The organism is Pseudogulbenkiania sp. MAI-1 (genome assembly GCF_000527175.1).
Taxonomy (GTDB): domain Bacteria; phylum Pseudomonadota; class Gammaproteobacteria; order Burkholderiales; family Chromobacteriaceae; genus Pseudogulbenkiania.
The window spans coordinates 1,412,001-1,434,396 of sequence record NZ_AZUR01000001.1; the positions used below are offsets into that span (position 1 = coordinate 1,412,001).

Annotated in this window: 16 protein-coding genes and 1 riboswitch; of the genes, 13 read left to right on the forward strand and 3 right to left on the reverse strand. The window is 66.2% G+C overall.

What is annotated here, in order from left to right; translation table 11 throughout:
* Positions 1-9: 9 nt before the first annotated feature.
* From PSEMAI1_RS0106545 to PSEMAI1_RS0106595, 11 genes are all read left to right on the forward strand, one after another.
* Positions 10-2,070, forward strand: coding sequence for an NADH:flavin oxidoreductase (locus PSEMAI1_RS0106545; protein ID WP_024302097.1), 2,061 nt, complete (start codon positions 10-12; stop codon positions 2,068-2,070).
* 1 nt (position 2,071) lies between these two features.
* On the forward strand, positions 2,072-3,973 hold the full coding sequence (locus tag PSEMAI1_RS0106550) for a DUF3483 domain-containing protein (protein ID WP_024302098.1): 1,902 nt from the start codon (positions 2,072-2,074) through the stop codon (positions 3,971-3,973).
* A 14-nt stretch (positions 3,974-3,987) separates the two neighbouring features.
* The gene (locus tag PSEMAI1_RS0106555) at positions 3,988-5,115 is read left to right on the forward strand and encodes an electron transfer flavoprotein subunit alpha/FixB family protein (RefSeq protein ID WP_024302099.1); all 1,128 of its coding nucleotides are present in this window, start codon (positions 3,988-3,990) and stop codon (positions 5,113-5,115) included.
* Entirely contained in the window at positions 5,112-5,885 is a 774-nt protein-coding gene (locus tag PSEMAI1_RS0106560; RefSeq protein WP_024302100.1) for an electron transfer flavoprotein subunit beta, read from the forward strand. The genes PSEMAI1_RS0106555 and PSEMAI1_RS0106560 overlap by 4 nt, the downstream gene beginning before the upstream one ends.
* A gap of 78 nt (positions 5,886-5,963) precedes the next feature.
* Positions 5,964-7,223, forward strand: coding sequence for an aromatic ring-hydroxylating dioxygenase subunit alpha (locus PSEMAI1_RS0106565; RefSeq protein ID WP_024302101.1), 1,260 nt, complete (start codon positions 5,964-5,966; stop codon positions 7,221-7,223).
* Positions 7,224-7,379: 156 nt separating this feature from the next.
* Complete coding sequence (locus PSEMAI1_RS0106570; RefSeq protein ID WP_024302102.1) at positions 7,380-8,483, forward strand: hybrid-cluster NAD(P)-dependent oxidoreductase; 1,104 nt, start codon at positions 7,380-7,382, stop codon at positions 8,481-8,483.
* A 369-nt stretch (positions 8,484-8,852) separates the two neighbouring features.
* Complete coding sequence (locus tag PSEMAI1_RS0106575; RefSeq protein WP_024302103.1) at positions 8,853-10,034, forward strand: glycine betaine/L-proline ABC transporter ATP-binding protein; 1,182 nt, start codon at positions 8,853-8,855, stop codon at positions 10,032-10,034.
* A gap of 64 nt (positions 10,035-10,098) precedes the next feature.
* Complete coding sequence (locus PSEMAI1_RS0106580; RefSeq protein WP_024302104.1) at positions 10,099-10,980, forward strand: proline/glycine betaine ABC transporter permease; 882 nt, start codon at positions 10,099-10,101, stop codon at positions 10,978-10,980.
* Positions 10,981-11,117: 137 nt separating this feature from the next.
* Complete coding sequence (locus PSEMAI1_RS0106585; RefSeq protein ID WP_024302105.1) at positions 11,118-12,101, forward strand: GlxA family transcriptional regulator; 984 nt, start codon at positions 11,118-11,120, stop codon at positions 12,099-12,101.
* Positions 12,102-12,311: 210 nt separating this feature from the next.
* The gene (locus PSEMAI1_RS0106590; protein WP_024302106.1) at positions 12,312-13,250 is read left to right on the forward strand and encodes a choline ABC transporter substrate-binding protein; all 939 of its coding nucleotides are present in this window, start codon (positions 12,312-12,314) and stop codon (positions 13,248-13,250) included.
* 277 nt (positions 13,251-13,527) lie between these two features.
* Positions 13,528-15,837: a serine hydrolase gene (locus tag PSEMAI1_RS0106595; protein ID WP_024302107.1), complete on the forward strand. Its 2,310-nt coding sequence runs from the start codon at positions 13,528-13,530 to the stop codon at positions 15,835-15,837.
* Positions 15,838-15,921: 84 nt separating this feature from the next.
* On the opposite strand, the gene PSEMAI1_RS0106600 is transcribed toward PSEMAI1_RS0106595, so the two are convergent.
* From PSEMAI1_RS0106600 to cobA, 3 genes are all read right to left on the reverse strand, one after another.
* Positions 15,922-17,322, reverse strand: coding sequence for an L-serine ammonia-lyase (locus tag PSEMAI1_RS0106600; RefSeq protein ID WP_024302108.1), 1,401 nt, complete (start codon positions 17,320-17,322; stop codon positions 15,922-15,924).
* Positions 17,323-17,540: 218 nt separating this feature from the next.
* Positions 17,541-18,797 carry a serine hydroxymethyltransferase gene (gene glyA / locus PSEMAI1_RS0106605; protein ID WP_024302109.1) on the reverse strand — a complete coding sequence of 419 codons (1,257 nt, stop codon included), beginning with the start codon at positions 18,795-18,797 and terminating at the stop codon, positions 17,541-17,543.
* 254 nt (positions 18,798-19,051) lie between these two features.
* Positions 19,052-19,140, reverse strand: a riboswitch (glycine riboswitch).
* Between the two features lie 263 nt (positions 19,141-19,403).
* Entirely contained in the window at positions 19,404-20,249 is an 846-nt protein-coding gene (gene cobA / locus PSEMAI1_RS0106610; RefSeq protein WP_051460259.1) for a uroporphyrinogen-III C-methyltransferase, read from the reverse strand.
* Positions 20,250-20,402: 153 nt separating this feature from the next.
* On the opposite strand from cobA, the gene PSEMAI1_RS0106615 reads away from it, so the two are divergent.
* Positions 20,403-20,828 (forward strand): cytochrome c, encoded by a 426-nt coding sequence (locus PSEMAI1_RS0106615; protein ID WP_024302111.1) that lies wholly within the window; start codon positions 20,403-20,405, stop codon positions 20,826-20,828.
* 45 nt (positions 20,829-20,873) lie between these two features.
* Positions 20,874-22,319 (forward strand): cbb3-type cytochrome c oxidase subunit I, encoded by a 1,446-nt coding sequence (locus tag PSEMAI1_RS0106620; protein WP_036986221.1) that lies wholly within the window; start codon positions 20,874-20,876, stop codon positions 22,317-22,319.
* Positions 22,320-22,396: the final 77 nt, after the last annotated feature.

Genomic DNA, 22,396 nt, shown 5'->3' on the forward strand with positions numbered 1-22,396 from the left:
GGGGGCATCATGCGCTATCCGCATCTGTTTGAACCGATCACCCTCAACAAGCTGACCATCCGCAACCGCATCGTCAGCACCGCGCACGCCGAGGTGTACGCCGAGCCGGGTGGTTTGCCGGGCGAGCGCTATATCCGCTACTACGAGGAAAAGGCCAAGGGCGGCCTGGGTCTCGCCATCTGTGGCGGTTCGAGCCCGGTGTCGATTGACAGCCCGCAAAGCTGGTGGAAGTCGGTCAACCTGTCTACCGACAGGATCATCGACCCGCTGGCGCGCCTGGCCGAAGCCATGCACCGCCACGGCGCCAAGATCATGATCCAGGCCACCCACATGGGCCGCCGCTCGAGCTACTACGGCGAGCACTGGCCGCACCTGGTCAGCCCGTCGGGCATCCGCGAGCCGGTGCACCGCGGCAACGCCAAGATCATCGAGCAGCACGAGATCAAGCGCATCATCGCCGACTTCGCCCAGGCGGCGCGCCGCATCAAGGCCTCGGGCCTCGACGGCATGGAAGTGTCGGCCGCGCACCAGCACCTGATCGACCAGTTCTGGAGTCCGCGCACCAACTTCCGCACCGACGCCTACGGTGGTTCGCTGGAAAACCGCATGCGCTTCGGCATCGAGGTGTTCCAGGCGATCCGCGAGGAAGTCGGTGCCGACTTCTGCGTCGGCCTGCGCATGTGTGGCGACGAATTCCACGAAGACGGCCTGTCCCACGACATGCTGAAAGAGATCGCCCAGGCGATGTCGGAGACCGGCCTGATCGACTACCTGTCGGTGGTCGGTTCCGGCGGCGACACCCACAACACGCTGGCCAACTGCATGCCGCCGATGGCGCTGCCGCCGGAGCCGTTCGTGCACCTGGCCGCCGGTATCAAGTCGGTGTCGAAGGTGCCGGTGATGCACGCGCAGAGCATCCGCGACCCGAACCAGGCCGAGCGCATCTTGGCCAATGGCATGGTCGACATGGTCGGTATGACGCGTGCCCACATCGCCGACCCGCACCTGGTGATCAAGATCCGTGACGGCAAGGAAGACCAGATCCGCCAGTGTGTCGGCGCCAACTACTGCATCGACCGCCAGTACTTCGGCCAGGACGTGCTCTGTATCCAGAACGCCGCCACCAGCCGCGAGGCGACCATGCCGCACACCTTCGAGAAGGCGCCGAAAAAGCGCAAGGTGGTGGTGGTCGGCGCCGGCCCTGCCGGCCTGGAAGCCGCCCGCGTTGCCCGCGAGCGCGGCCACGACGTGGTGCTGTTCGAGAAGAACGACGTGGTGGGCGGCCAGATCGTGCTCGCCGCCAAGGCACCGCAGCGCGAGCAGATGGCCGGCATCGTGCGCTGGCTCGACATGGAAACCCAGCGCCTGGGCGTCGACCGTCGTCTCGGCACCGCCGCCGACGAGGACATGATCCTGGCCGAGCAGCCGGACATCGTGGTGCTCGCCACCGGCGGCGTGCCCAACAGCGGCATGGTGCCGGGCTGGGGCGTGGCCGAGGGCCTGGCCGTGACCGGCTGGGACATCCTCTCGGGCAAGGTCGAGCCGAAGAAGAACGTGCTGGTGTACGACGCCGTCAGCAGCCATGCCGGATTCGGCGTGGCCGACTTCCTGGCGAGCCGTGGCAGCCAGGTCGAGATCGTCACCCCGGACGTGAAAGTGGGCGACGACACCGGCGGTACCACCTTCCCGATCTTCTACCGCCGTCTCTACGCGCAGGGCATGATCCCGACCCCCAACTACTGGATGGACAAGGTCTACCAGGAGGGCGACAAGCTGATCGCGGTGCTGCGCAACGAGTACACCGAGGCGCTGGAAGAGCGCGCGGTCGATCAGGTGGTGGTCGAGAACGGCATCCTGCCGAACGACACGCTGTACTGGTCGCTCAAGGAACGCTCCAAGAACCAGGGCATTACCGACGTGCACACGCTGTTCGCGGCCCAGCCGCAGCCGTGCCTGTCCGAGCCGCTCTCCAAGGGCGAGTTCCTGCTGTTCCGCGTCGGCGACTGCATCTCCATGCACAACATCCACGGTGCGATCTACGACGCACTGCGTCTGGTGAAGGACTTCTGACATGACATTCACCCTGGCTTATGCACTCACCGGCCTGTTCTGGCTGGGCGCGGCGCTGCTGTCGCTGGGGCTGGTGCGCCGGGCCGCGCTGTGGCGGCAGGGGCGCGCCGCCCCCGTGGCGCTGGGCTGGCTCATGACCATCCCCAAGCGCTATTTCGTCGATCTGCACCACGTGGTGGCGCGTGATCCCTTTATCGCCCGTGCCCACGTCGCCGCCGCCGGCGGCGCGATAGCGGTGCTGGCACTAGCCGCACTCAACTACGGCCTGATGCTGTACCTGCCGGCGCTTGACGGCCTGATGCTGTTGGCCGCGCTGCTGATGCTGGCCGGTGCGATGATGGTGCGCGCCCGCCGCAAGGCGCCGCCGGCACGGCTCTCCAAAGGACCGTGGAACCGTCTGCCCAAGAGCCTGCTGGCGTTCGCCGTCGGCAGCGCGCTGGCGGCCCTGCTGGCGCTGAGCGGTGATGCCTTCGGCGCCGCGGCGCAAGGCCTGGCCTTGCTGGCGCTCGCTGGCCTCGTCCTGGGCGGTGCCGAACTCGCGCTCGGCATCGGGCTCGGCGGGCCGATGAAGCACGCCGTGGCCGGCCTGCTGCACCTGGCATTCCACCCGCGCCAGGACCGCTTCAGCGGTGACAAGCGCTCCACCGATCTGAAACCGCTCGACCTCGCCGCCAAGGACTTCGGTGTCGAGAAGCCGTCCGATTTCGCCTGGAACCGCCTGCTGTCGTTCGATGCCTGCGTGCAGTGCGGCAAGTGCGAAGCCGCCTGTCCGGCCTATGCTGCCGGCCAGCCGCTCAACCCGAAAAAGCTGATCCAGGACATGGTCACCGGCATGGCCGCCGGCAGCGGCCCGGCCTACGCCGGCAACCCGCACCCGGGCCAGGCAGGCAAGGTGCGGCAGGGCGATCCCCATCAGCCCATCGTCGGCGGCCTGCTCGATCCGGAAACGCTGTGGTCGTGCACCACCTGCCGCGCCTGCGTCGAGGAGTGCCCGATGCTGATCGAGCACGTCGACACCGTGGTCAGCCTGCGTCGTCACGTCACGCTGACGCGCGGCGAGGTGCCGGGCAAGGGCCGCGAGGCGCTGGCCAACCTGCGCGACACCGATACCGTCGGCGGTTACCCGCTGGCCGCCCGCTACCACTGGGCCATCGACCTCAACGTGCCGGTGCTGCTGCCGGGCGAGCATACCGACTGGCTGCTGATGGCAGGCGAGGGCGCCTTCGACATGCGCTATCAGCGCGCACTGCGTTCGCTGGTCAAGGTGCTCAAGGCCGCCGGTCTGAAAGTGGCGGTACTGGGCGAGGCCGAGCCGGATTGCGGCGACCTGGCGCGCCGTCTCGGTGACGAGGCGACCTTCCAGCAGCTCGCGGGCAAGATGATCGATACGCTGGGGCGCTATCGCTTCAACCACATCGTCACTCCCGATCCGCACCTGTTCCATTGCCTGAAGAACGAGTACCCGGTGCTGGGTGGGCGTTACGACGTGGAACATCACAGCCAGGTGCTGGCCGATCTGCTGGAACGCGGCGCCGTACCGCTCAAGGCCGATGCCGCGCCGCTGCCGGCCACCACCTACCACGACCCGTGCTACCTCGGCCGCTACAACGGCGAGACCGATGCGCCGCGCCGCGTGTTCAAGGGTATCGGCATCAAGGTATTGGAGATGGAACGTTCCGGACGCAAGGGCCGCTGCTGCGGCTGGGGTGGCGGGGCGTCGTTCACCGACATCCCGGGCGAGCGCCGTATCCCCGACATGCGCATGGACGACATCCGCGCCACCGGCGCCGAACAAGTGGCGGTAGCCTGCCCCAACTGCACCGCGATGCTCGAAGGCGTGGTGGGGCCGCGACCGGAAGTGGTCGAGCTGGCTGAACTCGTCGCCGCACGGCTGGCTAACTGAGAGCGGGAGGAAGCATGTACAACGATCGACCCATTCCGCGCATCGACCCGCGCCGGCCCTATGTGATCGGGCCGTCCGGACTCAAGCGCATCGTGCTGGGCGAGAGCGTCGGCAGCCGCGAACCGCTGCTGGCCGGCCACGCTCACAGCCAGCAAAAACCGCTGCGCAGCGCCGGCCCCTTCGCCAAGCGCTCGCTGGTGGTGATCCATACCGACCGCGGTGCGCTCGACGAAGCCGCCCGCGAAACCCTGGCCGCCGCCGCCATCATGGCCACGGCCGACACCGAAGTGGTGGCGCTATTGTTCGGCGCCCAGGGTGATAGCGCCGCCGAGGCCGCGGCACTGACTGGTGCCGACCGCGTGCTGTGCGTGGAAGACCCGGGCTATGCCCCGGAGCGCAAGCTCGCGCTGCTCGCCCAGCTGTGGAAGCAGGAGATGCCGCAGCAGGTGTGCTTCCCGGATCGCGGCGCCGATGCCGACCTGGGGCGCCGCTTCGCCTGCCGCCAGCGCCTGGCCATGGCCAGCGACGTGGTCGAGGTGGTGACCGGACGCGAAGTGCGCCGGCTGGCGCCGGGCGGGCGCTTCGCCGTGCGCGACGTGCCGCCGGTGCTGCTGCTGGCACGCAAGGTGGCCGACGCCAGGCTGCCGTTCCGCGGTGCCGGCGTGGCGATGCCCGATCTCAAACTGCCAGCGGTATCCGAGCGCATCCGCGACCTGGGCAGCCGCAGCTGCCCGGCCTCGCAGCTCGCGCTGGAGGAGGCCGACCTGATCGTCTCCGCCGGCAACGGCGTGCAGGACACCGCGGCGCTGTGCCAGTTGGCCGAAACCATGGGCGCGGCGGTCGGCGCCTCGCGCGTGGCGGTGGACGACGGGCGCTTCACCCGCGACAAGCAGGTCGGCGCCACCGGCAAGACGGTGCAAGCCAGCGCCTACCTGGCGTTCGGCATCTCCGGCGCGGTGCAGCACCTGCAGGGCATCAAGGAATGCCGGCACGTCATCGCCGTCAACCTGGACGCCTCGGCGCCCATCGTCAAACGCGCCGACCTCACCCTGGTGGAAGACTGCCAGGCCCTGATCGCCGCGCTGAACAAGCTGCTGGCCGCCGAACGCTCGGCCAGACCCGTGACGGAGAACACCCGATGAGCACCCCGATGCTGAAAGTGGCCGTGCTGGTGGCCCCGGCCATCCACCCGGTGAGTGGCCGCCCGTGTACCCATCCCGCCGACAGCGCCGCGCTGGCGCTGGGCCTCAAGCTCGCCGGCTCGCCCGAGCGGCTCACCGTGCTCTACGCCGGCGCCGCGTCGGACGAGGCGCTGTCCGGTTACCTGGCGCAGGGCGCGTCGTGTGTCACGGTGCTGCCCACCGCCGAGGACGCGGACATCGCCCCGCTGCTGGCAGCCCAGCTTGCCGACGCCGAGCTGGTGCTGTGCGGCACCCGCTCCGGCGGCGGGCAGGGTAGTGCGCTGTTGCCCTACCAACTGGCCGAGGAGCTGGAAGCGCCGCTCTTGCCCGACGCGCTCTCGGTGGCGATCAAGGGCGGTTCGGTCGAAATCGAGCAATTCCTGCCCAAGGGGCAGCGCCGCGCGCTCGCCGCCGCCTTGCCGGTGGTGGTCACGGTGCACGAGCGCGCCACGCCGGCCCTGCCGTATTCCCATGCGCGCAAGGAAGCGGGCAAGGTGCGCCGGCTTGCGCCGGTGGCCGCCAGGGCTGCCGAGTGGCGCTACGAGCCGGCCGGCCGCCGTGCCCGTCCGCTGGTCGCCGCCAGCCGTGCCAGCGGGCACGAACGCATGCTGGGCGCGATCGCCGCCGATGACGGAAAAACGACTGGCCTGGTCGTAAAACAAGGTGATCCTGTCGAAAAAGCACAAGTTTTGCTCGACTACCTGCGCCACCATCAGCTCGTCGATTTCTGACAACAATTTGCCGCCACCCGCCCCACCCGGGGGGCGGCTTCCCAACTAGAAGCCGCGTTGTTTTGGAGAACTCTTATCATGACTAGCAGCACGATCGCGTTTCATCCGACCCTGAACCTGCGCGAACTGGTGGCCCGCCGTGTGCCGGGTTACAGCCTGGAAGCCCCGTTCTACACCTCGCCGGCGGTGTTCGATGCCGACATGGAGCACATCTTCGGCAAGCACTGGATCTATGTCGGTGTGTCGATCGACGTGCCGGAACCGGGTGACTACATGACCGTGCAGATCGGCTCGCAGCCGATCCTGATCGTGCGTGACGACGACAACGAAATCCGCGCCTTCCACAACGTCTGCCGTCACCGCGGCTCGCGTCTGTGCGCGGAAGAGAAGGGCACCGTCGGCAACCTGGTGTGCCCGTACCACCAGTGGACCTACGACCTGACCGGCAAGCTGATCTTCGCCGACCACATGCAGGAAGGCTTCGACCTGTCGCACCACAGCCTCAAGTCGGTGCACCTGCGCAACATGGCCGGCATGCTGTTCATCTGTCTGGCCGACAATCCGCCGGAAGACTTCGACGTCATGGCCGAGACCATGACCCCGTACATCGCCCCGCACAAGATCGACGACTGCAAGGTCGCAGTGCAGGTCGACATCATCGAACAAGGCAACTGGAAGCTGACGCTGGAAAACAACCGCGAATGCTACCACTGCACCGGCAACCACCCTGAACTGACCGTCTCGCTGTTCGCCTACAGCTATGGCTTCGCGCCCAAGGCCGAAACCGCCGAGGGGCTGCGTCAGTACGAGGAAATGGTGGCCGACCGTCATCAGCACTGGGAATCCTGTGGCCTGCCCTCGACTGAAGTCGAGCGCCTCTCCGACGTCACCGGCTTCCGCACCATGCGCATGCCGCTCGACCGCGCCGGCCAGTCGCAGACGCTGGATACCAAGGCGGCCTGCAAGAAGCTCCTGGCCGACTTCAAGGACGCCTCGATCGGCGGCCTGTCGTTCTGGACCCAGCCCAACTCCTGGCACCACTTCATGGCCGACCACATCGTCACCTTCAGCGTGATTCCGCTGACGGCCGACACCACGCTGGTGCGCACCAAGTGGCTGGTGCACAAGGACGCGGTGGAAGGCGTCGATTACGACGTCGAGAACCTCACCGCGGTGTGGAACGCCACCAACGACCAGGACCGCCGCCTGGTGGAAGAGTCCCATAAAGGCGCCAAGAGCTCGGCTTACCAGCCCGGTCCGTACTCGCCGTACACCGAGACGCTGGTGGAGAAATTCACCGAGTGGTACATCAACCGCCTGAGCGTCGGGCTGGAGTAAACGCATCCCCGGGCCGGCGCCGGCCGGCCCGTTTTTCTAGTCTTCAGAACCTGTTCACCCTCTGTCGCGAGCGGGCAGGGTGGGTAAAGGCAGCACCACCCCGGCCCGGGCCAGACGGCAAGACGTGAAGCAGGCTTACACAGGCAGGGCACGATCATGAATGCACCCATCCACTCCGCCATCTTCACCGAACCGGCGCCGTACTGGCAGCCCGGGGTGGACGACACGCTAGAATGCGTGGCCGTGCACGACGAAACCCACGACGTGCGTACCTTCACCTTCCGTGCCGTGCCGGCGCGCCGCTTCGCCTACCTGCCGGGCCAGTTCATCACGCTGGAGCTGGAGATCGGCGGCGAAACCGTCAACCGCTGCTACACGCTGTCGTCCACGCCGACGCGCCCCGACACGGTCACCATCACCGTCAAGCGCGTGCCCGGCGGCCAGGTGTCCAACTGGCTGCACGACAACATGCAGCCGGGGCAGCGCGTCAGCGTGCTCGGGCCGTCCGGCGAGTTCAGTTACGCCGCCGCGCCGGCCCGGCCTTACCTGTTCCTGTCGGCGGGCAGTGGCATCACCCCGCTGATGTCGATGAGCCGCGCGCTCGCCGACCTCGGCCCGCAACTCGATATCGCCTTCGTCCACAGCGCGCGCTCGCCGGCCGACCTGATCTTCCGCAACGAGCTGACGCAGATCGCGCGCATGCGCCCCGGTTTCCGCCAGGCGGCGATCGTGCAAACCCGCCATCCTGAGCCGGAATGGACCGGCCTGGAAGGATTCCTCGACCTGGCCGCGCTGGAGCGGCTGGTGCCCGACTTCCGCCAGCGTGCCGTCTACTGCTGCGGTCCGGCGCCGTACATGTCCGCCGTGCGCAAGCTATTGACCGACGCTGGCTACGACATGGCGCTGTATCACGAGGAAAGTTTCAATTTCGCCGAGCTGGCGGCGTCCTCCGTCGTCGAGGAGGCCGAGTGTCAGGCCGAGGCGGCGGGATGCGAGGGTGGTTTCGAAGTGCGCTTCGCCAAGCTGGGCGACGTCGTCACCACCGCTCCCGGTCAGACCGTGCTGGCCGCGGCGCAGAAGCAGGGGTTGCGCCTGCCGTCCTCGTGTTCGCAAGGCGTATGCGGCACCTGCAAGACCAAGCTGCTGGAAGGCAAGGTCGACATGAAGCACGGCGGAGGCATCCGCCAGCGCGAAATCGATCAGGGCTGGATCCTGCCGTGCTGCAGCATCCCGCTGACGCCGCTGGTGCTGGACAGGTAATTCTCGATGATAGTCATGTATTGCCAGGGATTGACTTGCTGATGGCATTGCCCCGGTTTTTCTGACGTTGTAGTGTTGTATTGTTGCCAGTGCACATGCACTGAAAAAGGGCTGTTCGTGGTGCACGAACAGCCCTTTTTCCTCAATGGCTTACCGTTCTGGTGCCGATATTGCCGATGTCGTTTCTGAGCATGTTCTTGTCGGCTAATCGTTGGTTTTCATAGAGCAACCCCCCTATCTTTTGCCTTGATACAGATCAATTATTACAACTGTTGAGGCGAATCAGGCCCTCTCCCTCCGTTGTGTAGGAGATGGCCGGCACGGTGTTCGCGGTGGTACATCGGCCACGCCGAGGCAAAGGAGAAAGCGATGCAGTCTGGCAAGATCGTTGTGGAGAATCTCTACAAGGTATTCGGCGACAAACCGCAGGACGCCATGCGGCTCGTTAAGGCGGGTGAGACCAAGGAAACCGTGTTTGCCAAAACCGGCCAAGTGGTCGGCGTCAACAACGTGTCGTTCTCGGTGGACGAAGGCGAGATTTTCGTGCTGATGGGTTTGTCGGGTTCAGGCAAGTCCTCGCTGATCCGTCTGATCAACCGCCTGATGGACCCGACCGACGGGCGCATCCTGCTCGACGGTCAGGATATCACCCGGCTGTCGCAGCCTGAACTGGTGGCGTTGCGCCGCCGCGACATGAGCATGGTGTTCCAGAGCTTCGCCCTGATGCCGCATCGCTCGGTGCTGGAGAACGCCGCCTTCGGCCTGGAAATCGCCGGTGTCGGCCGCAAGGAGCGCGAGGCGCGCGCGATGAAGGTGCTGGAGCAGGTCGGCCTGGCGCCGTTCGCCCGCAAGTCCCCGCACGAGCTGTCCGGCGGTATGCAGCAGCGCGTCGGCCTGGTGCGCGCGCTGGCGGTCAACCCGTCGCTGATGCTGATGGACGAAGCCTTCTCGGCGCTCGACCCGCTCAAGCGCGCCGAAATGCAGGACATCCTGCTCGACCTGCAGCGCGGCCAGCGCCGCACCATCTTCTTCGTCTCGCATGACCTGGAAGAAGCGCTGCGCATCGGCAGCCGCATCGCCATTATGGAAGGCGGCCGCCTGGTGCAGGTGGGAACGCCGCAAGAGATCATCGAGAACCCGGCCGACGACTACGTGCGCGAGTTCTTCAAGAGCGTGGATACCTCGCGCTACCTGCAGGCCAAGGACCTGATCGACCCGAGCGCCGCCGGGCTGGTGGTGAACGGCCATCCGGCCGACCACGCTTTGCTCGACAAGCACAGCTGGGTGGCCTGCGTCTCCAAGGACCACAAGCTGCTGGGTCTGGTCGGGCGCGAAACGCTGCGCAGCGAAGGCTGCATCCCGAGCGAGCGTTGCGTGCCGGTCTCGCCGGTGGCGCCGGCCTCCTGTCTGCCGGACGTGCTGCAGCGCCTGCTGGGCCAGAGCGAGCCGCTGCCGGTGGCCGATGGCGACGGTCGCTACCTCGGTGTGATCACCGCCACCAGCGTGCTCTCCAAACTGTCCGCACACCGCCTGCAAGGCGCCGTGCACTGACCGCCGTCCCGAACAAATCTTGTGGACGGCGCCCACGGCGCGTCCCTGAATGGAGCCTCCTGCCATGTCCGACTTCCTGCAACGCCTTATCAGCAATCCGCACGATTTCCTGCCCATTGGCGAATGGGTCAACCAGTTCATCCATTTCCTGCTCGACAACAACGCCGGCGCCTTCGATGCCTTCGGCCGCGGGGTCGACCTGTTCGCCGAATCGGTCGAGGTGGCGCTGTTGTCGCTGCCGCCCTGGCTGATCATGGGCTTCTTCGTCGGCCTCGGCGTGTGGCGCCTGGGCTGGCGCTTCGCCGGCTTCGTACTGGCCGCCTTCGCGCTGATCTTCGGCACCGGCTTCTGGCCGCAGACCGTGGCCACGCTGGCGCTGACCCTATCGGCCACGTTGATCAGCCTCTTGGTCGGCATTCCGACCGGCATCTGGTGTGCACGCAGCAAGCGCGTCAACACCCTTGTGCGCCCAGTGCTCGACTTCATGCAGACCATGCCGGCCTTCGTCTACCTGATCCCGGCAGCGATGTTCTTCGGCCTGGGCCGCGTGCCCGGCATTCTCGCCACCGTGGTGTTCGCTGTGCCGCCGGCGGTGCGCCTGACCAGCCTCGGCATCCGTCAGGTCAACAAGGAACAGGTTGAAGCCGGCCACGCTTTTGGCTGTACCCCGACCCAGCTCTTGTTCAAGGTGCAGCTGCCGATCGCGCTGCCGGCGATCATGGCCGGTGTCAACCAGACCATCATGATGGCGCTGTCGATGGTGATCATCGCCTCGATGGTCGGCGCGGGCGGCCTGGGTAACGACGTGCTGTCGAGCATCCAGCGCCTCGACGTCGGTCTCGGTTTCGAGAGCGGGCTCGCCGTGGTGCTGCTGGCCATCATTCTCGACCGTCTGACCGAAAGCTTCGGCCGCGGCCAGGCAGCGCGCCAGGGCCAGGCCCACTAAAGGCCGCACGCCCCGTCTGCCGGCCAAGCCGGGAGACGGGGCTGGTCCGTTTCTTGCTGTTACAAAACATAAATGATTAGCGCCCGATACGAGGCGCCCCCCTTTGTCCGCACACTCACAAATCGTAGGAGGTCACCATGAGCCCGCAACAACTCGGTTCGCTGGCGCATATCGGTTTCCTGATGTTGCCCAACTTCTCCATGATCGCCTTCACCAACGCGGTCGAGCCGCTGCGCATGGCCAACCACCTGTCGCGCAAGAAGCTCTACCGCTGGTCGGTGCTGTCCTGTGACGGCCAGCCGGTGGCCGCCAGCAACGGCCTGTCGATGGCGCCGATCACCGCGCCGGCCGATCCGTCCGAGTACGACCTCTTGATCGTCTGCGGCGGTATCCAGGTGCGCGAAGCGGTGACCGACCAGGTGTTGTCGGTGATCCGCCGTTTCGCCGCCGCCGACGTGCCGCTGGGTGCGGTCTGTACCGGCTCCTTCGCGCTGGCCAAGGCCGGCGTGCTCAACGGCTACCGCAGCAGCATCCACTGGGAAAACCTCTCGGCCATCCGCGAGGAATTCCCCAAGATCATGTTCTCCAGCGAACTGTTCGTGATCGACCGCGACCGCTTCACCTGTAGTGGCGGCACGGCGCCGCTCGACCTGATGTGCAACCTGATCCGCCACAAGGGCGGCAAGGGGCTGGCGGCGGACGTGTCGGAGCAGTTCATCGTCGATCGCATCCGCGACCAGCACGACCACCAGCACATCCCCTTGCTGGCGCGCGTCGGCACCGGTCACGAATCGCTGATCGACGCCGCGCTGGCCATGGAAATGAACATCGAGAACCCGCGCTCGCTCGACGAACTGGCTGCCGAACTGGGCGTGTCGCTGCGCCACCTCGAGCGCCTGTTCAAGCGATATTTGGGCAGCACGCCGGCGCAGTACTATCTCGACCTGCGCCTGCGCCGGGCGCGCGAGCTCTTGCTGCAGACCAATATGAGCGTGATGGAGGTCACCGTCGCCACCGGCTTCCTGTCCTCGTCGCATTTCTCCAAGTCCTACCGCAACCTGTTCGGCTATCCGCCGAGCCGCGAGCGTCAGCAGGTGCAGCTCGAAGCCGCCATCATGTGAGACGGGCGACGGGCGGCCCCGACCGAGGAATCTTCCTTGGCCGGGGCCGTCGTCCTTTGGGCGACGCCTGGCAGCAAGTCGCGGTCGCCATCAGGCAAGTTACCCGGTGCCAACATGGCAATCTGCTACCAGCCCGCAATATTTGTTGGCGGTCTGAACACGGCGCGCTGCGCCGGCAAATCCTTATAAATTGCATCGGAGAGGTGAGTCATGAAGCTGTACAAGATTGCAGGAGCGCTCGTACTGGGTGCGTTCACCACTATGGCGATGGCGAACGAGCCGGCTCAATGCCAGAAGGTGCGTTTTGCCGACGTCGGCTGGACCGATATCGCCGCCACCACCGGCATGGCCAGCGTGGTGCTGGAAGGCCTGGGCTACAAGCCGGTCACCACCATCGCTTCGGTGCCGATCACCTTTGCCGGCATCAAGAACAAGCAGATCGACGCTTTCCTCGGCTACTGGAACCCCAGCATGACCCCGATGATCGAGCCCTTCGTCAAGGCGGGTCAGATCAAGGTGCTGGACAAGCCCAACCTGGTCGGCGCCAAGTACACCCTGGCGGTGCCCGACTACGTCGCGGCCGGCGGCCTGAAGAACTTCGCCGACATCGCCAAGTTCAAGGACAAGCTGGACGGCAAGATCTACGGTATCGAGCCGGGCAACGACGGCAACAAGCTGATCGACGACATGATCAAGAAGAACCAGTTCGGGCTCACCGGGTTCAAGCTGGTCGAGTCGAGCGAAGCCGGCATGATGGCCGAAGTCGAGCGCGCCATCCGCCAGAAGAAGTGGGTGGTGTTCCTGGGCTGGGAACCGCACCCGATGAACGTCAAGTTCAAGATGAACTACCTTGCCGGCGGTGACGACGTGTTCGGCCCGAATTTCGGCGAAGCCAAGGTGTACACCGGTCTGGCGACCGACTACCAGGCCCGCTGTCCGAACGTGGCGCGCTTCCTGACCAACCTGCAGTTCACCACCGACATGGAAAACCGCGTGATGGGGCCGATCATGAACAAGGTCAAGCCGGAACAGGCGGCACGCGAATATCTGAAGAAGAACCCGGCCGTTCTGAAGAGCTGGCTGGCCGGCGTGACCACCTTCGACGGCAAGGATGGCCTGGCCAAGGTCAGCCAGTACTTGGCGAAGTAAGCGCCTCTCTGGCACAGTGCCCTCGGGACGGTTCCGGGCACGAAACAACAAGGCCCCCGCTGGCAACGGCGTGGGCCTTGTTGTTTTGCCCTGCCCAATAAGGGAGCCACGCTATCGGAGAGTATCCTGCTGTACTGTATATACAAAGAGATGCTTGTTCGGCTTCTTGCCCTATGAGCTTCTCGACATCCGATTCGATGACTTGTACTTCCCGCTTGGTGGCAACGCCATGACAAAGAACAAGCCCAATCCTCCCGGTCAGTGAAGGGGAGCCGTCGTGAAATGGCTTGCATGGTGTCTGCTGGCCTTGCTGCCCACCACTTTGCTCGGCGCGACGCCGCCATCGTGGGAGCCGCTGGAGGCGGCAGTGCGTGCCCAGATTCAGGCCGAGCGCATGCCGGGGGCCGTCGTCATCGTCGGCGATGCCCGCGGCGTGCTCTACCGGCAGGCGTTCGGCACGCGCGGCCCGCCCAGCGAGCGCATGACCGAAGACACCATTTTCGACCTCGCCTCGCTGACCAAGGCCGTCGCCACCACCACGGCTGTGCTGCAGCTGGCGGAGCGGCACCAGCTGACGCTGGATCAGTCGGCGGCGCGCTACTGGCCGGAATTTGCCGGAGAGGGCAAGGGGGACATCACGGTGCGGCAGTTGCTGGCGCATAGCTCCGGTCTGCCGGTCGGGCTGGATCTGGGCGGCAGCGGTGTGGACCGCGAGGAGATGCTGCGCCGCATTCTCGCCGTCCGCCCGGTGGCCGAGCCGGGGCGGCAGGTGCTCTACAGCGACATCAATTTCGAGGTGCTCGGCGTGCTGGTGGAGCGCGTCAGCGGCGAACCGCTGGAAGTCTACTGCCAGCGCCATATCTTCCAGCCGCTCGGCATGCACGACAGCGGCTTTCTGCCGCCCGAGAGCCGGGCTGCCCGCATCGCGCCAACGTCAGTCAATCTGCCGCGCGGACAGGTGCACGACCCGGCGGCGGCGCTGATGGGCGGGGTATCCGGCCATGCCGGACTGTTCTCCAGCGCCGATGACCTGGCCTTGTTTGCCCAGATGCTGCTCAACGAGGGTCGTCAGGGACTGCAGCAGATTTTGCAGCCGCAGAGCGTGGCACTACTGTTCCAGCCGCAATCGCCGACCGGGGCACCGGGCTGGCGCGGGGCCGGCTGGGCGCTGGATGCGCCGCTGGTCGCCAACCGCGACGTCTTGCCTCCGGTCGGCATGATCGGACACACCGGCTTCGCGGGTACCGGCCTGTGGATCGACCGCGTCACGCAACGCTTCCTGATCGTGCTCAGCAACCGCGTCTATCTGGCAGGCAGCGGCGATGCCCAGCCGCTGCGCCGGCAGTTGCTGGCATTGCTGGCGAGCCTCGAGCCGCCGAGGACGCCCGCCGCCATCGCCGCCGACCCGGTGCTGGCCGCCGCCCTGTTGCCGCAGCCGGCGAGTCTGCCAGAGGGCCGCCCCCAGGTCGACACCGGTATCGATGTGCTGGAGCGGCAGGCGTTTGCCCCGCTGACAGGCTTGCGTGTCGGTCTGATCACCAACCCGAGCGGGGTGGATGCGCGTGGCTGGCGCACCATCGACCGCCTGCGCTGGGCGCCCGGGGGCAGGCTGGGAGCGATATTCAGCCCGGAGCAGGGGGCGGACAGCGACGGGGCCGGGAAGGTGGTGATGGAGGCCGAACCGTTCTCCGGTTTGCCCTGGTATCGGCTGTACGGCGCGGCTCGGCGTCCGCCGGCCGCCCTGCTGGCGGGGCTCGACGCGCTGGTGGTCGATATCCAGGATGCCGGCGTGCGGCCGTATCCCTCCACTCAGGCCTTGCCGGACATCATGGCCGAGGCCGCTGCTCGGGGCCTCCCCGTGTTCATACTGGACCGGCCCAATCCGCTGGGGGCCGAGCGCGTCGACGGTCCGCTATCCGACGAGGACCCAACCGCGGCCACCGGCACCGTCCCCCTGCCGCTTCAGCACGGCATGACCCTGGGCGAACTAGCGCGCCTGTTCAACGCCGAAAAGCGACTGGGAACCGATCTGACGGTGATCGCCATGCGGGGTTACCGACGGGGCATGAGATTCGAAGAGACTGGGCTTTCCTGGCAGCCGCCGTCGCCCAACTGGCGCACGCTGACCCAGGTGCGGCTCTATCCCGGTATTGCCCTGGTCGAGGGGGCCAATGTCAGCGTGGGGCGCGGCACGGTCCGGCCGTTCGAATGGCTTGGCGCGCCGTGGATCGATGGGCCGGCGTTGGCCGCTTACCTGAACACCCGCGCCATTCCCGGCGTGCGCTTCGAACCGGCCGAGTTCGTGCCGGACGAGAATCCCTACCGTGGCGAGCGCTGCCAGGGCGTGCGCCTCATCCTGACCGACCGCCAGGCTCTGCGCGCGCCCCTGCTGGGCGTGGAGCTCCTCGGTGCCTTGCAGCGGCTCTATCCGGAGCAATTGCACCTTGCGCCCCCAACCAACACGCCCGACGTGCGCGAAATCCTGGGCGACTTGGCGCGGGGGAAGGTCCCGCGCCGCATCGCTGCGGACTGGCTGCCTGCGCTGCAGCGTTTCCGCGAGCGGCGGGCGTCCTACCTGCTGTATTGATCGATGAGATGAACAAAAAAAGACCCCCGCAAGCGGGGGCACAGGGACGTCAGAGGATATAGAGTCGAGGCGGGCGCTCGCCGGTCAGCATTCCACAATGTTGACCGGCACCTCGACGATGTTGACGGCCAGACCGCCACGTGCGGTTTCCTTGTACTTGGTGCTCATGTCGCGGCCGGTGTCGCGCATGGTCTTGATCACGCGGTCGAGCGAGACGAAGTGCTGGCCGTCGCCGCGCAGCGCCATGCGCACGGCGTTGATCGCCTTGACCGAGGCCATGGCGTTGCGTTCGATGCAGGGCACTTGTACCAAGCCGCCCACCGGGTCGCAGGTGAGGCCGAGGTTGTGCTCCATGGCGATCTCGGCGGCGTTCTCCACCTGTTCCGGCGTGCCGCCCATCACTTCGGCCAGGCCACCTGCTGCCATCGAACAGGCCGAGCCGACCTCGCCCTGGCAGCCGACTTCGGCACCCGAGATCGAGGCGTTGAGCTTGAACAGGATGCCGATGGCGCCGGCGGTGAGCAGGAAGCGCACGATGCCGTCTTCGTTGGCGCCGGGCACGAAGCGGGAGTAGTAGTGCAGCACCGCCGGCACGATGCCGGCCGCGCCGTTGGTCGGTGCGGTCACCACGCGGCCGCCGCCGGCGTTTTCTTCGTTCACCGCCAGGGCGTAGAGGTTGACCCAGTCCATCACCGTCAGCGGGTCGCGCAGGCTGGCTTCGGGTGCGGCCAGCAGCTTGCGGTACATGTCGGCGGCGCGGCGTTTCACCTTCATGCCGCCGGGCAGGATGCCCTCGTGTGCACAGCCGCGCTTCACGCACGCCTGCATCACGTGCCAGATGTTGAGCAGGCCGGCACGCACTTCCTCCTCGCTGCGCCACGCCAGTTCGTTCTCCAGCATGATCTGGCTGATCGGCTTGTTGTGCTCCTTGCACAGCGCCAACAGCTCGGCGGCGTTCTTGAACGGGTGGCGCAGCTCGGTCGCTCCGGGCGGGACAAAACCGGCTTCCACCGCCGCTTCGTCCACGACGAAACCACCGCCCACCGAGTAGTAGGCGCGCTTGTCGAGCACGTTGCCGGCGTCGTCACGCGCCTCGAAGGTCATGCCATTGGGGTGGAAGGGCAGCGACTTGCGCTTGTGCAGCACCAGGTGTTCCGGTTCGCTGAACACCACTTCGTGCCGGCCGAGCAGCGACAGCCGCTTGTTGGCGCGGATCGCCGCGACCATGGCCGGCACGGCGTCGGTGTCGACCTCGTCCGGCAGCTCGCCCTGTAGACCGAGCAGCACCGCCACGTCCGAACCGTGGCCCTTGCCGGTGGCGCCGAGCGAGCCGAACAGTTCGCTGCGCACGCTGGCCACTCGCTCCAGCAGGCCGTCTTTCTCCAGCCGGGCGACGAACTGGCGCGCGGCGCGCATCGGCCCCACCGTGTGCGAACTGGACGGGCCGATGCCGATCTTGAACAGGTCAAAGACGCTGATTGCCATGGTTGCTTCTCTTGCTATGGCACCCCATGCGGCGGGGTGCCTGATGAATTCGGGAGACGATCCCCGGCCGTTTCCGGCCGGGGCGAAACTTCTCTCCTGGTCACGATCCTGCCGTACGGTCCGAGCGGGGCCTTTTGATGATGGGTTTCGCTGTGCTCCACCCATCCTACAAACTCAACCCATCCTACGAGCCGCTCGCGACGGATCGTGAGTCAGGATTAACCGCGGTACACCGGGAAGGCCGCGCACAGCTCGGCCACTTGGTGGCGCACGCGCTCGATCACCGCCGGGTTCTCGATGTCATCGAGAATGTCGCAGATCCAGCCGGCCACGCGTTCCACCTCGGCTTCCTTGAAGCCGCGGGTGGTCACGGCCGGGGTGCCGATGCGGATGCCGCTGGTGACGAACGGGCTTTGCGGGTCGTTCGGCACGGCGTTCTTGTTCACGGTGATGTGCGCCGCACCCAGCGCCGCGTCGGCTGCCTTGCCAGTCAGGCCCTGGTTGATCAGCGACAGCAGGAACAGGTGATCGTCCGTCTTGTTGGACACCACGCTGTAACCGCGGTTCTGGAACACCTTGACCATGGCGCGGGCGTTGGCGATGACCTGCTGTTGGTAGGCCTTGAACTCCGGCTGCTGCGCCTCGAGGAAGGCCACCGCCTTGGCGGCGATGACGTGCATCAGCGGGCCGCCCTGAATGCCGGGGAAGACCAGCGAGCTGAACTTCTTCTCCAGTTCCGGGTTGCTCTTGCACAGGATCAGGCCGCCGCGCGGGCCGCGCAGGGTCTTGTGGGTGGTGGTGGTGACAACGTCGGCGAACGGCACCGGGTTCGGGTACAGGCCGGCGGCAACCAGGCCCGCCACGTGGGCCATGTCGACGAACAGGTAGGCGCCGACGCTATCGGCGATCTCGCGGAAGCGGGCGAAGTCGAGCACCAGGGAGTAGGCGGAGAAGCCGGCCACGATCATCTTCGGCTTGTGCTCCTGGGCCAGGCGCGCCACTTCGTCGTAGTCGATCTCGCCGGTTTCCGGGTTGAGGCCGTATTGCACCGAGTTGTAGATCTTGCCGGAGAAGTTGACCTTGGCGCCGTGGGTGAGGTGGCCGCCGTGCGCCAGGCTCATGCCGAGCACGGTGTCGTGCGGCTCCAGCAGCGCCATGTAGACCGCGGCGTTGGCCTGGCTGCCGGAGTGCGGCTGCACGTTGGCGTAGTCGGCGCCGAACAGTTGCTTGGCACGGTCGATGGCGAGCTGCTCGACCACGTCGACGTGCTCGCAGCCGCCGTAGTAGCGCTTGCCGGGGTAGCCTTCGGCGTATTTGTTGGTGAGTTGCGAACCCTGAGCCTGCATCACGCGTGGGCTGGTGTAGTTTTCGGAGGCGATCAGCTCGATGTGATCTTCCTGGCGCTGGCGCTCGGCCTCCAGCGCGTTCCACAGGGCGTCGTCGAAGCCGGCAATCTGCATATCCTGGGTAAACATGGTGTGTCCTTAGTTGTTGCAGGGCCGGCGGCCAATGGCGGCCGCCGCGTACCCGGTCGATAGAGTCGACCTGCGGCCCGCAGAGGGCAGGGAAGGGGATGAACGGCAGGCGCAGGGCACGGACGCGGGTCCCCATCCGACACAGGTCAGATGACGCCCCCTCTGTCCTTTTGCCTGAGAGATTGAGGCGGGCGACGGGCGCCCGGCCATGCTTCCTTCGGCGAGGCCTCACGGGCCTTCTCTCCAGAGAGCCGAACGACATTGCGGTTCTTTTGCCTGAGAGTTTCTGGGGCGATACCCCTTCGGCGCCACCGCTCAAGGTGGTCTCTCCCGCAATGTTTGACGCGGCTGGTGCCGAATCTAGAGATGCCGCCGCAGGCTGTCAACGTGATTCGTCGCGCCTTGCCGATTGTGGCAATGCACAAAAAGACGCCTGGCGGGGCGCCAATGGGCCGGCGCGGCCCGGCGGCGGGGGGAATAGTCGGATCGGTGACGAAAGTGGTCGGCTGCTGAGCTGCCGGGCGGCGGCGTGCCGTACGCGCCCCGGCGACCCTGTCCGGAGGCGGTGTAGGGCCGATGCAACACTCCATCGGCCCCCTCTTGCGGTCACGCCACGGCGGGGTCGGCGTGCCTCAGCGCGGTGCCGGGTGTCAGGAGTTCCTGATGCAACCGCACCACGTCGCCGATGATCAGCAGGGCCGGTGGCCGTATCCCGGCTGCCGCGATGCGCTCGGGCAGGGTGGCGAGATCGGCGCTGACGATGCGCTGCTGGGGCGTGGTGGCGCGCTCGACCACCGCTGCCGGCGTGTTGCCGGGGCGGCCGTGGCGCATCAGCTCGGCGCAGATGCGTTCCGCCTCGGAAAGCCCCATATACACCACCACGGTCTCTTCCGCGCCGGTGTGGCGCGCCCACTCCAGCTCGTCTTCCCCCTCGCGGCGGTGACCGGTGACGAGGCTCACGCCCTGGGCGTAGTCGCGGTGGGTGAGCGGCATCAGTCCCATCGCCGCGGCGCCACAGGCGGCGGTGATGCCGGGGATCACTTCACAGCGGATGCCGGCGGCGGCCAGGGCCTGGATTTCTTCGCCGCCCCGGCCGAACAGGAACGGATCGCCGCCCTTGAGCCGGACCACGCGCCGTCCCTGCCTGGCCTCGCGCACCAGCAGCGCATTGATCTCGTCCTGCGGCAGGGTGTGGCGGCTGGCCTCCTTGCCGACGTCGATGCGCCAGGCCGTGGGCGGGACCAGCGCGATGACCGCCGCGTCGACCAGGTGGTCGTACAGCACCACCTCGGCGCGCTGCAAGCGGGCGAGCCCTTTCACCGTGAGCAGTTCCGGGTCGCCGGGGCCGGCCCCCACCAGACAGACCGAGCCGGGCGGGAAGTCGTCATTCGGGGAAACGGCAGGCGGCGTTCCGGGGAGCGTCAGGAGGGGGAGCGGATCGGGAGGGTTCATGCTGGACTCCTGCACAAGGTGATGACAATGGCGCAAGTGTAGGAACGGCGCGGTCTGGAAATCGTTGATGCGCATCAATTCCTTAAACATGTATCGCCTATACAGTTTCGTTCAGGCACCGGGTGTTTCCGGTGATTCGTGATAGGAGGCCGTATGAGCGCCAGCTTCACCAAGTCGACCGCCCGCAATATTTTTTATGGTGGGGCGGTGTTTTTCTTTCTGTTGTTCATCGCATTGACCGTCGATACCACCCAGGCGCTGCCCAAGCGCGACAACCGCGCCAACCTGACCGAGCAGGTGGCGCGCGGCAAGAACATCTGGGAGACCCGCAACTGTATCGGCTGTCACACCCTGCTGGGCGAGGGAGCTTACTTCGCGCCGGAGTTGGGCAATGTCTACAAGCGCCGCGGGCCGGAGTTCATCAAGGCCTGGATCAAGGGCCAGCCGACCGGCGCGCCGGGCCGTCGTCAGATGCCGCAATTCCATCTGACCGATGGCGAGCTGGACGATCTGGTTGCCTTCCTCAAGTACAGCTCCGAGATCAATACCAACAACTGGCCGCCCAACGTTGAAGGTTGAGGCCGTCAAGCTGGATGAATTCTTGTCAGATTTAGGGAGATTCGCATGACTACTTCGACCACGGCGGTTCTCGACACCCCACGGGGTGTGGAAGAGCACGCCGCCACCCGGCTGAAATACCGCTCGCAGGCGGTGGCCAAGCCGTACTTCATCGCCGCCATAGGGTTGTTCTTCGGCCAGATCGTGTTCGGCCTGATCATGGGCCTGCAGTACGTGATCGGGGATTTCCTGTTCCCGGAAATCCCGTTCAACGTGGCGCGCATGGTGCACACCAACCTGCTGATCGTGTGGCTGCTGTTCGGTTTCATGGGGGCGGGCTATTACCTGATCCCGGAGGAGTCGGAACGCGAGCTGCACAGTCCGAAGCTCGCCATCCTCACCTTCTGGGTGTTCCTGGTGGCCGGCGCCCTGACCATCGTCGGCTACCTGTCGGTGCCGTACGCCACGCTGGCGCAGCTGACCGGCAACGAAATTCTGCCGACGATGGGGCGCGAGTTCCTGGAACAGCCGACCATCACCAAGGTGGGCATCGTGCTGGTGGCGCTGTCCTTCCTCTACAACCTGTCGCTGACCGTCCTGTCCGGCCGCAAGACCAGCATTTCGCTGGTGATGATGCTGGGCCTGTGGGGGCTAGCGATCTTCTTCCTGTTCTCGTTCTACAACCCGAGCAACCTGGTGCTGGACAAGCTGTTCTGGTGGTGGGTGGTGCACCTGTGGGTGGAAGGCGTGTGGGAACTGATCATGGGCGCCATGCTGGCCTTCGTGCTGGTGAAGGTGACCGGGGTGGACCGCGAGGTGATCGAGAAGTGGCTGTACGTGATCATCGCCATGACGCTGATCACCGGCATCATCGGCACTGGCCACCACTACTTCTGGATCGGCGCGCCGGCGTACTGGCAATGGTGGGGTTCGATCTTCTCGGCGCTGGAACCGATCCCGTTCTTCATGATGACGCTGTTCGCCTTCAACATGGTCAACCGTCGCCGCCGCGAGCATCCGAACAAGGCCGCCGTGCTGTGGGCCATGGGCACCGGCGTGATGGCCTTCCTCGGCGCCGGGGTGTGGGGCTTCCTGCACACGCTGGCCCCGGTCAACTACCTGACGCACGGCACCCAGATCACCGCCGCGCACGGCCACATGGCCTTCTACGGCGCCTACGCCATGGTGGTGATCACGATGATCTCCTACACCATGCCCAAGCTGCGCGGCCGCGAGGCCAACAGCAACGCCGCCCAGGTAGTGGAAATGTGGTCGTTCTGGCTGATGAGCATCGCCATGGTCTTCATCACGCTGTTCCTGACCGCCGCCGGCATCCTGCAGGTATGGCTGCAGCGCATGGGCTCCGCGCCGCTGCCGTTCATGGCCGCCCAGGACCAGGTCGCCATCTTCTACTGGCTGCGTGAGGCCAGTGGCGTGATGTTCTTCATCGGCCTGGTGCTGTACATCATCAGCTTCTTCGTCAAGGGCAAGACCGACGAAGCAGCACGCTGAGTGTGTGGCTGAAGGCGGCCCGAGTGGTTTCGGGGCCGCCTTTTTTTATCGGGGGCCGGTCACTCTCTGTCGCGAGG

Coding starts and splice junctions, on each gene's coding strand:
- PSEMAI1_RS0106560 (WP_024302100.1), top strand. CDS start 5,112: ATGAGCACCCCGATGCTGAAAGTGGCCGTGCTGGTGGCCCCGGCCATC.
- PSEMAI1_RS0106575 (WP_024302103.1), top strand. CDS start 8,853: ATGCAGTCTGGCAAGATCGTTGTGGAGAATCTCTACAAGGTATTCGGC.
- PSEMAI1_RS0106565 (WP_024302101.1), top strand. CDS start 5,964: ATGACTAGCAGCACGATCGCGTTTCATCCGACCCTGAACCTGCGCGAA.
- PSEMAI1_RS0106615 (WP_024302111.1), top strand. CDS start 20,403: ATGAGCGCCAGCTTCACCAAGTCGACCGCCCGCAATATTTTTTATGGT.
- PSEMAI1_RS0106545 (WP_024302097.1), top strand. CDS start 10: ATGCGCTATCCGCATCTGTTTGAACCGATCACCCTCAACAAGCTGACC.
- cobA (WP_051460259.1), bottom strand. CDS start 20,249: ATGAACCCTCCCGATCCGCTCCCCCTCCTGACGCTCCCCGGAACGCCG.
- PSEMAI1_RS0106570 (WP_024302102.1), top strand. CDS start 7,380: ATGAATGCACCCATCCACTCCGCCATCTTCACCGAACCGGCGCCGTAC.
- PSEMAI1_RS0106620 (WP_036986221.1), top strand. CDS start 20,874: ATGACTACTTCGACCACGGCGGTTCTCGACACCCCACGGGGTGTGGAA.
- glyA (WP_024302109.1), bottom strand. CDS start 18,797: ATGTTTACCCAGGATATGCAGATTGCCGGCTTCGACGACGCCCTGTGG.
- PSEMAI1_RS0106585 (WP_024302105.1), top strand. CDS start 11,118: ATGAGCCCGCAACAACTCGGTTCGCTGGCGCATATCGGTTTCCTGATG.
- PSEMAI1_RS0106555 (WP_024302099.1), top strand. CDS start 3,988: ATGTACAACGATCGACCCATTCCGCGCATCGACCCGCGCCGGCCCTAT.
- PSEMAI1_RS0106600 (WP_024302108.1), bottom strand. CDS start 17,322: ATGGCAATCAGCGTCTTTGACCTGTTCAAGATCGGCATCGGCCCGTCC.
- PSEMAI1_RS0106550 (WP_024302098.1), top strand. CDS start 2,072: ATGACATTCACCCTGGCTTATGCACTCACCGGCCTGTTCTGGCTGGGC.
- PSEMAI1_RS0106590 (WP_024302106.1), top strand. CDS start 12,312: ATGAAGCTGTACAAGATTGCAGGAGCGCTCGTACTGGGTGCGTTCACC.
- PSEMAI1_RS0106580 (WP_024302104.1), top strand. CDS start 10,099: ATGTCCGACTTCCTGCAACGCCTTATCAGCAATCCGCACGATTTCCTG.